At 43.9% G+C, this 1,270-nt stretch carries 2 protein-coding genes and 1 pseudogene; all 3 read left to right on the forward strand.

From position 1 onward, the window contains the following. Positions 1 to 396: 396 nt before the first annotated feature. The gene (gene rplU / locus A3762_RS23520; protein ID WP_068458279.1) at positions 397 to 708 is read left to right on the forward strand and encodes a 50S ribosomal protein L21; all 312 of its coding nucleotides are present in this window, start codon (positions 397 to 399) and stop codon (positions 706 to 708) included. A gap of 49 nt (positions 709 to 757) precedes the next feature. Beyond that, entirely contained in the window at positions 758 to 1,018 is a 261-nt protein-coding gene (rpmA, locus tag A3762_RS23525) for a 50S ribosomal protein L27 (RefSeq protein ID WP_068478588.1), read from the forward strand. Between the two features lie 115 nt (positions 1,019 to 1,133). Then, a pseudogene (obgE, locus tag A3762_RS26180) lies at positions 1,134 to 1,270 on the forward strand (GTPase ObgE); the annotation flags it as partial.

Raw genomic sequence — 1,270 nt, forward strand, 5'->3', positions numbered from 1 at the left:
ATTTTTTCAACTAAAGGAACGCGAGATGATAGTTGATCGAAAATCAGGGCGTTGACTGCGTCGAACTCTTGCTCAACGCTCTGGTAGATGTCTTTTAAGTGCATTTAATCGTTCAAATTTTTGTAGAGTTTTGCTGCTTATCTATCGATGCGGTGCAAATGCTATGGTTCGGTGTGTCGAGTGTCAAGATAAGTTCTTATTAGATTGGCTTCAGTGTTGCATTTGCTTTCTTGTTTTATTAAAATCACGCGCCCCTCAAATACGAGGTTGTTCTCTGTTATAGGGTTGCCGAAGAGCTTCCTTTAGAAACAGATGTGAAAAAGCCGCGCTTTAAGAAACAACGGCAGGGTAGATTCTGATCTATCAGTTGAGGGTTATTAAAATTGGAGAACATAAATGTACGCAGTTATCGTAAGCGGTGGTAAGCAGCACCGTGTTACAGAAGGCGAAGTACTTAAGCTAGAAAAAATTGAGCTTGAGACAGGCGCTAAAGTAGATTTTGATCGAGTATTGCTTGTAGCGAATGGCGACGATGTAAAAATTGGTGAGCCAAACGTGAAAGGCGCTAAAGTGACAGCAGAAATCGTTAGTCACGGCCGTCATGACAAAGTAAAAATCATGAAGTTCAAGCGTCGTAAGCATCACATGAAGCAAATGGGTCACCGTCAGTGGTACACTGAGGTGAAAATCACTGGTATTAAAGGCTAAGCTAAGCGTTTGCACCTAGTGCGAATCAGATAGCGAAAGGAGTAATCTAATGGCTCACAAGAAAGCGGGTGGTAGTACCCGGAACGGTCGCGATTCCGAGAGTAAACGCTTAGGCGTTAAGCGCTTCGGCGGCCAAGTTGTTTCAGCAGGTAGCATTATTGTTCGTCAGCGTGGCACACGTTTCCACGCTGGTACTAACGTTGGTTGTGGTAAAGACCACACTTTGTTTGCAACTGCAGACGGCGTTGTTCAGTTTGTTACAAAAGGCCCTCAAAACCGCAAGTACGTAGAAATCGTAGCAGCGGAATAAGCTTGGTCTTATCAAAAAAAGCTCCGCATTGCGGGGCTTTTTTTTTGCGTTTTTGTAGCGCATGAAAAACTAGCAGTTAAACTGAGTCAGTGGCTTGTAGATAGAGCGGAAAAATATGAAATTTGTAGATGAAGCAACGATATCTGTTGAGGCAGGAAAAGGTGGAAATGGGTGTTTAAGTTTTCGTCGCGAAAAGTATATCCCTAAGGGTGGTCCAGATGGTGGTGATGGCGGTGACGGCGGATCTGTGAT

This window comes from Oleiphilus sp. HI0125, assembly GCF_001635355.1.